1 pseudogene is annotated in these 309 nt (G+C 57.9%); it reads right to left on the bottom strand.

Going from position 1 to position 309, the window contains the following annotated elements:
• A pseudogene (locus EN807_RS34160) lies at positions 1-309 on the bottom strand (S9 family peptidase); the annotation flags it as partial.

Genomic DNA, 309 nt, shown 5'->3' on the forward strand with positions numbered 1-309 from the left:
GTGACCACCAGTCCGGATGCATCGAAATTCTCCGGGCTGCGCTTCAGGATTGCTGAAGCGCTGAGAGACGGCGCGGCATTGAGATCGAATAGCAAGAGCTGCGGCGGCGTGATCGGATCCTGAGCACAGATCAGGACCTCTCCATTGGTCTCGTGAACTGCCGCATCGAATGACCAGACGTCGACAGTACCTTCGGCGGGCAGGGTGTTCAGGACTCGGCGCGTCCATTCCTGGTGGCCGGGAGTGAACATCTCGTAACGCGGTACGAGATTGACGAGGTAAGAGATAATGAGCTTCCCGTCATTCCAG

Origin of the sequence: Mesorhizobium sp. M5C.F.Ca.ET.164.01.1.1, assembly GCF_004792125.1 — a bacterium.
GTDB lineage: Bacteria > Pseudomonadota > Alphaproteobacteria > Rhizobiales > Rhizobiaceae > Mesorhizobium > Mesorhizobium wenxiniae.